The 8,504-nt window shown below is 58.9% G+C and carries 7 protein-coding genes and 1 pseudogene; 5 read left to right on the top strand and 3 right to left on the bottom strand.

Features of this window, described 5'->3' with window-relative positions:
• Positions 1 to 240: 240 nt before the first annotated feature.
• Positions 241 to 888: a BON domain-containing protein gene (locus BMY98_RS15730; protein ID WP_074890725.1), complete on the bottom strand. Its 648-nt coding sequence runs from the start codon at positions 886 to 888 to the stop codon at positions 241 to 243.
• 180 nt (positions 889 to 1,068) lie between these two features.
• Positions 1,069 to 1,488, bottom strand: a pseudogene (locus tag BMY98_RS15725) (potassium channel family protein); the annotation flags it as partial.
• Positions 1,489 to 1,694: 206 nt separating this feature from the next.
• Here BMY98_RS15725 and BMY98_RS15720 point away from each other — a divergent pair.
• Positions 1,695 to 2,627, top strand: coding sequence for a universal stress protein (locus BMY98_RS15720; RefSeq protein ID WP_074890724.1), 933 nt, complete (start codon positions 1,695 to 1,697; stop codon positions 2,625 to 2,627).
• Between the two features lie 13 nt (positions 2,628 to 2,640).
• Here the strand turns inward: BMY98_RS15720 and BMY98_RS15715 are convergent, their stop codons facing one another.
• The gene (locus BMY98_RS15715) at positions 2,641 to 3,393 is read right to left on the bottom strand and encodes a cyclic nucleotide-binding domain-containing protein (protein ID WP_074890712.1); all 753 of its coding nucleotides are present in this window, start codon (positions 3,391 to 3,393) and stop codon (positions 2,641 to 2,643) included.
• A 301-nt stretch (positions 3,394 to 3,694) separates the two neighbouring features.
• Between BMY98_RS15715 and BMY98_RS15710 the strand changes: the two genes are divergently transcribed.
• The 4 genes from BMY98_RS15710 to BMY98_RS26890 all read left to right on the top strand — a co-directional run bounded on the left by BMY98_RS15710 (position 3,695) and on the right by BMY98_RS26890 (position 8,445).
• Complete coding sequence (locus BMY98_RS15710; protein WP_074890710.1) at positions 3,695 to 4,600, top strand: universal stress protein; 906 nt, start codon at positions 3,695 to 3,697, stop codon at positions 4,598 to 4,600.
• Positions 4,601 to 4,738: 138 nt separating this feature from the next.
• Complete coding sequence (locus tag BMY98_RS15705; RefSeq protein ID WP_074890709.1) at positions 4,739 to 7,243, top strand: phosphoketolase family protein; 2,505 nt, start codon at positions 4,739 to 4,741, stop codon at positions 7,241 to 7,243.
• Between the two features lie 55 nt (positions 7,244 to 7,298).
• On the top strand, positions 7,299 to 8,333 hold the full coding sequence (gene adhP / locus BMY98_RS15700) for an alcohol dehydrogenase AdhP (RefSeq protein WP_074890707.1): 1,035 nt from the start codon (positions 7,299 to 7,301) through the stop codon (positions 8,331 to 8,333).
• A gap of 10 nt (positions 8,334 to 8,343) precedes the next feature.
• Positions 8,344 to 8,445, top strand: coding sequence for a class I fructose-bisphosphate aldolase (locus BMY98_RS26890; protein WP_108122140.1), 102 nt, complete (start codon positions 8,344 to 8,346; stop codon positions 8,443 to 8,445).
• Positions 8,446 to 8,504: the final 59 nt, after the last annotated feature.

The raw sequence follows: 8,504 nt of genomic DNA, 5'->3' as shown, positions 1-8,504 counted from the left end.
CTTTTAACCAATTGGTCGTAGGTTCGAATCCCACACGACCCACCATTTCGAAAATCTGGAAGGCCCATGAAAATGCGGATTTCCAGATTTTTTTTTGCCTGCTAATAAACCCCTTGTCTCGGGGGTGGCCTTCAGCTGGATGCACGCTGGTCTGGACATGGCGACGGACTGACAGCGCTGCTGTAGCACCCGCTGCTGCGCAGCATCCACAACAGTAGGCAACCGCATTACATCACCCCGTCAGATGATGAGCAGACGGTTTTCTACGTTCGTGACGCCAGGTACAGCCCAGGCAGCTTGCTCAACTTCCTTGCGTTCGAGCCATCGCTCAACGGTGCCTTCCAGTTTGACCTCATTGCCCTCCACGACGACGCGGATCTTGCTGGCGTTCAGGTCCGAGCTTCTCGCCAGCGCCTCCTCGATCAGCCGCTTGATGTCTTGAGCGTCGGCTTTGGGTCTTATGACCAGAAGGTTGTTAAGCCCCACGACGCCGTCCAGTTTCTGTATCGCCTTTTGCGCAGCCTCTTTCTGATGTTGCCACTCCACGTTGCCCTCAAGCGTCACCCAGCCTTGCTGCACCTTGATCTGTATCTGTTCGTCCGGGACCACGGTATTCCAGCGCAGCAGGTCCAGACACCGCGAGGCCGTCACTTCGTCTCCGAAACCCACGGCCGTGGTCGCCCGCACCTTCAGCTCTTCGGCGACAGCCCGCACACCCTTGACGCGCTTGACGGCCCGTTCTGCGGCGATTTTTTCAGCGTAGGTCCCGACATGACCATTCATGATCACGACCTCGTTCTCGATCGACACGCCAATGGCGGCGGCATCGATATGGGGCAAAAACTCAAGCTCGTCCAGGATAGTTCGGCGTAACGTCAAATCGTTCATGGTCAATCCTCTCGGCTGCAGGCATTGGCGCGCGGCTCGATTGCTCAAAGTCACGCTGTGATCATTGAGCGCTTGCCGGGAAATCAAACATTGAGCTTTGTCATGTAAGGATGTTTTAGGCGCCATCCGATAGTGTTTCGTTGAAGCATCGCTTGACCGGGCTTTGGGGCGCGATGATGTGGCGCCGAAGTATTTCTGCATCTCGATGAACAGAAACGAGGCCGTCCAGGTGATCAGCACCAACCCAGTCAGCGCTTCCAGCCCGGTCAAAAACTTGAGCGGACCACTGGGGGTGATGTCGCCAAAGCCGATGGTGGTGAAGGTCGTGAACGAGAAATACACGGAGTCCATCAAGCTGCCGTCGAAGTTGCCGCTCAGCCGCCCCAATGTTTCCGAGCGGTTCATCACGTAGTAGCCCACCGCAAATATCCAGACTTCAACGGCATGGGCGATCAGGGTGCCCAAGACGCCGAAGACCATTCGGAAGCGATGCCAGAGGTTAAGCCTGGGCATCAGAAGGTTGAGGCTCAGCAGGCATTCGTAATGAACGATGACCGCTGTGGTAATGATCAGGATGTTGATCAACGTGATAGTGATCATTCGGGGCTCTCCGCAGACGCCTCACTGTGCTGCCAAGCCCTGATGCGGCATTTGATAAATGTCACTGCACAGGCAGGTCAGGCGGCATCTTCTGATCTACATCAGATTCAAGGTGCGATGGGCGCACATACTCGATTCAAGGCGCAACGCCCTGACAGGCTGCTCGGCACTGATGGGTGGCGGCCGATCCTCAGCCCAAGAAGATGATGAGTGAGGTCTATGTGAAAGACTCTCCGTGCCTTGTATTAATCGCGTCGTCCAGGCAGGAGCGTACGCCCGCCTTTGAGCGCGCCATTGCGTTGGCCGGGGCCTGCGGCGCTCGATTACGTATCGTCGCTCTGGACCACGTGAGACTGTTGGAGGTGTTGGGACTTTTCAGCCCCGGCGCACTGGCGAAGCTTCGCGACGCGCACTTGCACGCTCACCGTCGCTGGCTCGACGAACAGGTGGAAACGGAGCGCAGCAAGGGTCTGGATATTTCTGTGCAGCTGCTATGGACGGAGCATGTGTTTGAGGAGATACAGGACTGTGTCAGGACTCTCCGGCCTGGCATGCTGATCAAGGACGTTCATCTTGAAGCCTCGCTGCAGCGGCTGTTTTCGACGCCTCTCGACTGGGCGTTGTTGCGCCATTGCCCTTGCCCGGTTCAGCTTGTGACGCCTTCCACGCATCCATTGCCGATCAAGATGATAGCTGCGGTCAGTCTCTATCGCTCCAGTCACGCCGACCTGCGGCTGAACGATAAAATACTCAGGGCAGCGACACATCTGGCCGCCCAATGTCACGCCGAACTGCACGTGCTTTATGTGTACGACTGGGCGGCGATTTATACCTCAGGGGCGACCATGCTCGGCGGGATGCCCGTCGAAGCGGGGTTTCAGGAGGCCCTCATTGAGGCGCACGAAGAGTCGTTTTCGTCGTTATGCGCTCAGCACGGGATTGCCGAGCGGCGTCGCCACTTCATGACCGGAACCCCACATCTCATGGTGGAAGCGTTCGCCCGGCAAAACAGTTTTGACCTTTTGGTGATGGGCACATCGCCGCGCCATGGTCTGGAAAGGGTCATGGGCGACACGGCGGAAGTGGTGCTGACGCACGCGCCTTGCAGCGTACTGGTGGTCAAGGCCGATTCGCTGTAGATGGCATGCCGATTCAGAGCGTTTTCGGTCCGCAGCCGCAGCCGTGTATCAAGGCCTGCAGGCGTTTGAGATCAAGGATCTCAACAGCGCGTCCGGAAATCCTGACAATGCTGTGGTCGCGCAGGTTGGCGATGGCACGACAGATCGTTTCAAGGCGCAGCGCAAGGTATGAACCGATGTCTTCCCGGGTCATGCGCAGCACGAAGGCGGTAGGGGAGTAACCTCGATTGGCCATGCGGTTGGAGAGGTTGAGCAGAAACGCGGCCATGCGTTCCTCTGCATTGAGATTGCCCATCAGCAGCAGCATCTCGTGGTCCCGCACGATCTCTCTGCTCAGGACGCGATTGAGGTTGTGCTGCAACGAAGGCAGTTCACGTGATAACCGTTCCAGTTGGTTGAAACGAATTGGGCACACTTCACTGTCTTCCAGCGCGATGGCGTCGCACACGTGACGATTATTGCTGATCGCGTCGCATCCCAGCATCTCTCCCGACATCTGAAACCCGGTCAGTTGATCGCGCCCGTCCTGGGAGGAGATGGTCGTCTTGAAAAAACCATAGCGCACTGCGTAAAGCGATCGCAGGGGATCACCGGCGTGATAGAGCGCCTCGCCTTTTTTGATCTTCAGAGGCTGGGGAATGATGGCGGACAAACGATCGGTATCAATGACACTCATGCCCATCGAAAGGCACAGCTCACGAACACCGCAATTGGCGCACTCAGCCTTGAGGAGCAGATCGGGGACAGCGGCCAGATGGGCGCTCATGGGAATCTCCTTATTCAACTCAGCATAGGCGCGCCGGGAGACCAGTGACAGCGGGCATTTCAAATGTGGATGAGCGGGACGGATGAGAGAGAGAGAAAGTCATCCGACTCGCGTGAGTTCAATGCGAACAGATGGAAGTAGCTGCCAGCGGGCTGGGCGTTTTCCGCCTTCTGCGATCTCTGCCCCATCCTTGATGTAGATCAAGCCGGCTTCTGACGGGCCGACGAGAATCGAAAGCTAACGCCCACAGCACCTCTTCGAAGCGCTGTGATTGCCGTTCCTGCCGATTGGAGGGTGCGCCATGTTTCAACCCGAGCGTCTGATGCTGATCGCCTCGCCATTGATGAAAAGAACGTCCGCCTTCGATCGCGCGGGAGCGCTGGCCCAGGCCAAGGACGCGGCACTGCATATCGTCGCCTTTGATTACGTCGATGGCCTTGCCACTGCCGGCCTGGTCAATGACAGGGCGCTGAAAGAAATGCGTGATGGCTATGTGGTGCGCCACCGTGAATGGCTCGAGGAGCAAGCCCACTCCATACGCAATCTGGGCGTACAGGTCACCACGGAGGTGGTGTGGGTGATGCAGTCCCTTGGCGAAATCATGGTGCATATCCGCGAGATGAATCCGTCGCTGGTGATCAAGGACGTGGAGCATGAATCGTGGGTGACACGCATGCTGTTTACCTCGCTGGATCTGCGGTTGCTGCACGATTGCCCGGTCCCCTTGCACCTGGTCTCGAAAGTGGAACATGCCCGACCGCTGAAGATCCTGGCGGCGGTGGACACCTTTGATCCCGATGATCAGCTCCCCGGCATCAATGAAACCATCATCACCCAGGCCGAGAAGCTTGCTGCCCAGTGTGATGCGCAGTTGCACCTGATCTACGCCTACGACCTGACCTCTGTTTTCGCCTCACAAAATGCCATGGGATTTAGCTCAAACCTGGCACAGACCCTTTACGAAGCAGAGGAGGATGCGTTCAACAAACTGGCCGAGCAGTTCGGGGTGCCCAATGAATGCAAGCACTTCGTGATGGGCTACCCGGCGAAGGTGATTGGCGCCTTTGCCGAGGCGCAAAACATTGATGTCATCGTGATGGGAACGGTTCATCGCAATCGCTTGAGCGCCTTGCTGGGCAGTACCACAGAGCAGGTGGCCCATCACATGCCCAGCAGTCTGCTGGTGGTTGATCCGCGCAATACCTGATGCGCAGCAGGGTCGACGTCGCAGGGCGCCTGACTGCGCTGCCTCCTCCTCTGGCGTCCGCTGCAGAAAATCACAACAGCCGCTTGCCCGTGGCATTCAGCCGAGCGCCAGGTTTCGGCGACATCCAAGGGAGTCACCATGTATCGATTCAATGCAGCACTTTCCACCGCAGAACGCGCAAGCGGACCGTCATCTGAGGTTGCTGCGCAGGCCGACCAGGTCGGGCCTCTTGGCGCAGAACTGCTGGCACGACTGCATCGATACTGGAGCGCGGCGAATTATCTCTGCGTCGGGCAGATTTACCTGCAGGCTAATGCTTTGCTGCGCGAGCCGTTACTGGCCGAGCACATCAAACCCAGATTGCTGGGGCATTGGGGCACTTCGGTCGGGCAGAACTTCATTTACGTGCACCTGAATCGTCTGATCAGCGAGCGCGGTGCGCAGGTCGTATTTATTTCCGGGCCGGGGCACGGCGGCCCGACCATGAATGCCTGCGCCTGGCTTGAGGGGACTTACAGCGAGGTGCACCCGGAGATTGGCCGCGATGAGGTCGGGATGCTGCGTTTTTTTCGCAGCTTTTCCACACCGGGCGGCATACCCAGCCACTGTGGACCGCACACGCCCAATTCAATGCATGAAGGCGGGGAGTTGGGTTATTCGTTGTTGCACGCCTTCGGCGCGGTGTTCGACAACCCGGATCTGCTGGTGGCCTGCGTCATCGGTGACGGCGAGGCAGAGACCTGCCCACTGGAAGGCAGCTGGAAAAGTATCCACTTTCTCAATCCGCTTCGCGACGGCGCAGTGCTGCCGATCCTGCACCTCAATGGCTACAAGATCTCCGGGCCGACGGTAGAGGCGCGATTCGCGGATGAAGACTTGATCAGCCTGTATCGAGGACGCGGTTACGAGCCGTTGATTGTGGCGGGCGATGACTTACCCGGCATGCACCAGCGATTTGCCGCAGCATTGAACACCTGTCACGACGGGATTCTACGCATACAGGATCAGGCCAGAAACGAAGCAGGCGAGGTCCGTGCCCGCTGGCCGATGATCATCCTGCGCAGCCCCAAAGGTTGGACGGGGCCTAAAGTGGTCGACGGTTTGCCGGTAGAGGGTACATTCCGGGCGCATCAGGTTCCCTTGGCGAACGTCAGAAGCAACGCTGAGCACCTTCGGCAGTTGGAAACCTGGATGCGCAGTTACGGGGTGGACTCGCTGTTCAGCAGGCGAGGCGAGTTGTTGCCGGATCTCCAGGCCTTGAACCCACCGCCCCACCTGCGCATGGGCGCGGTGCCGTATGTGAATGGCGGCCGAAGGCTGGTGGCGCTGGATCTCCCGAACTTCGCCGACTATGGGCTGGAGATTCCGGCTCCGGGGCAGGTCATTGCCGAAGCGCCCCGCAAGCTCGGCGAGTACCTGCGTGACGTCATGCGCTACAACCCCCATGACTTCCGTGTGTTCGGTCCCGACGAAACCAACTCTAACCGCCTTAATGCCGTATTCGAGGCGAGCAATCGCCTGGCCCCCGGACCTTGCCTGTCGATCGACGATCATCTGGCCCCTGACGGGCGAGTCATGGAAGTGCTCAGCGAGCACCTGTGTGAGGGCTGGCTGGAAGGCTATCTGTTAACCGGCAGGCATGGCATGTGGTCGACCTATGAGGCGTTCGCTCAGGTGGTCGATTCAATGGTCACTCAACACGCCAAGTGGCTGCAGCAAAGCAAGGAATTTGCGTGGCGTCGCCCGCTGGCGTCACTGAATATCCTGATCACCAGCCATGCCTGGCGTAATGACCACAACGGCTTCAGTCACCAGTCCACCGGCTTTGTCGATAACGTCCTGCAACGCCGCTCGGACGTGGTTCGCGTGTATTACCCGCCTGATTCCAACTGCCTGGTCAATGTCTTCGATCACTGCCTGCGCAGCCGCAACTACATCAACGTGGTGACCTGCGGCAAACAGCCGGATTTTCAATGGCTGGATTTCGTCGCCGCGCTCAAGCATTGCTCCCAGGGCGCCTCGATCTGGCCCTTCGCAAGCAACGACCACGCTCAGAAACCTGACGTGGTGTTGGCCTGCGCAGGTGATGTGCCGACCACAGAAGCGGTCGCGGCCAGCTGGCTGTTGCAGAAGCATGTCCCCGGGATTCGAGTCAGGCTGGTCAATGTCGTGGACCTGGGCATTCTCAGTGCCCCGCAAGATCGGCCTCATGGCATGGACACGCTCTCGTTCGAAGCGCTGTTCACTCACGACGTGCCGGTGATGTTCGCCTTTCACGGCTCGACGTGGGTGATCCATTCCATGGTCCACGGGCGTGCCAACGAAGCGCGCTTTCACGTACGCGGCTTCAGTGACCGAGGCACCACGACAACGCCGTTCGACATGGTCGTGCTCAACAACATGAGTCGTTATCAACTGGCGATCGATGCCCTGGGTCACGTGCCCCGCCTGCGCGAGCAAAGTCAGGAAGCCATCCGCTTTTTCGAGAGCCAGTTGCACCGGCATCACGTCTGGATTCGCGAGCACTTTGAAGACTTGCCGGAAATTCGCAACTGGCACTGGACAACCGACTTCACCGATCCAGAAGCGCCGCCGCCGCTGGCGCAGGGTCACGTCAGAGATCAGACCTTCACCGACGCCTGATAGCCGTTATCTACCCAGATGACACCCTGGTTTCAGTCCAATAAGGAGCATCCCCATGAAAGGTAAAATGCAGGCCGCCGTGGTTGAAGCCTTCGGCAAGCCTTTGGTACTGCGTCAAATGGACATCCCCGAGCCCGGTCCTGGGCAGATATTGATCAAGACCGAGGCTTGCGGCGTGTGTCATACCGATCTGCATGCCGCGCGGGGCGACTGGCCGGTCAAGCCTTCGCCACCCTTCATTCCGGGCCATGAAGGCATCGGCGTGGTGGTCGCCATCGGGGCAGGGGTGACCAGCGTGCAAGAGGGCGAGCGAGTCGGCGTGCCATGGCTCTACTCGGCGTGTGGACACTGCGAGTACTGCTTGAGCGCGTGGGAGACGGTTTGCGCCAGTGCGCAGTTTGGGGGCTATACCCAAAATGGCGGATTCGCCGAGTACATTCTGGCCAATCCGGATTACGTCGCTCACATCCCGCCGGGCCTGGACCCACGTGATGCCGCGCCGATCATTTGCGCCGGGCTCACATCCTACAAAGGCATCAAGGAAGCCTCTGTCAGGCCTGGCCAGTGGATTGCGATTTCTGGCGTAGGAGGTCTGGGGCATCTTGCGGTGCAGTACGCCAAGGCCATGGGGCTGCGGGTGTGTGCGGTTGATATCGATGACGGCAAACTGGCCCATGCCACCCGGCTTGGTGCCGACGCTGTGGTCAATGCCCTGAAGGGTGATGCCGTCGAGTCGGTAAAAGAGGCCACCGGTGGCGGCGCCCATGGTGTGTTGATCACCGCACCTTCACTCAGCGCTTTCACGCAAGGTGTCGGCATGACGCGCAAGCACGGTACCTGCGTGCTGGTGGGGCTGCCGCCGGGAGAATTTCCGATACCGCTGTTCGATGTGGTCGCCAACTGCATCACCGTGCGCGGCTCCTTCGTCGGCAATCGCCAGGACATGGCTGAAGCACTGGCGTTTGCCGCCCAGGGCAAGGTGCGCGCGGATATCGAGTTACAGCCACTGTCGGCGATCAATCAGGTGTTCGAACGACTTGAGCACGGCGATGTGCCCTCGCGGGTCGTGATCGATTTCAGCCAGAGCTGAGGGCGTGAGCATGAATGCCCAAGCCCTGAAAGCAACCGCAAAGGTGCTGGTCATGGGAGGCAAGGGATTGCTGGCCATGGATGAAAGCACCGCGACCTGTAACCGACACTGATGCCACTTGATTCGTCATGGTCGTGACCACGCTCAAACGGATTTCAGGCCCACTACCGG

Source organism: Pseudomonas graminis, from assembly GCF_900111735.1.
GTDB lineage: Bacteria > Pseudomonadota > Gammaproteobacteria > Pseudomonadales > Pseudomonadaceae > Aquipseudomonas > Aquipseudomonas graminis.
This window is presented reverse-complemented; position numbering and strand designations above follow the sequence as displayed.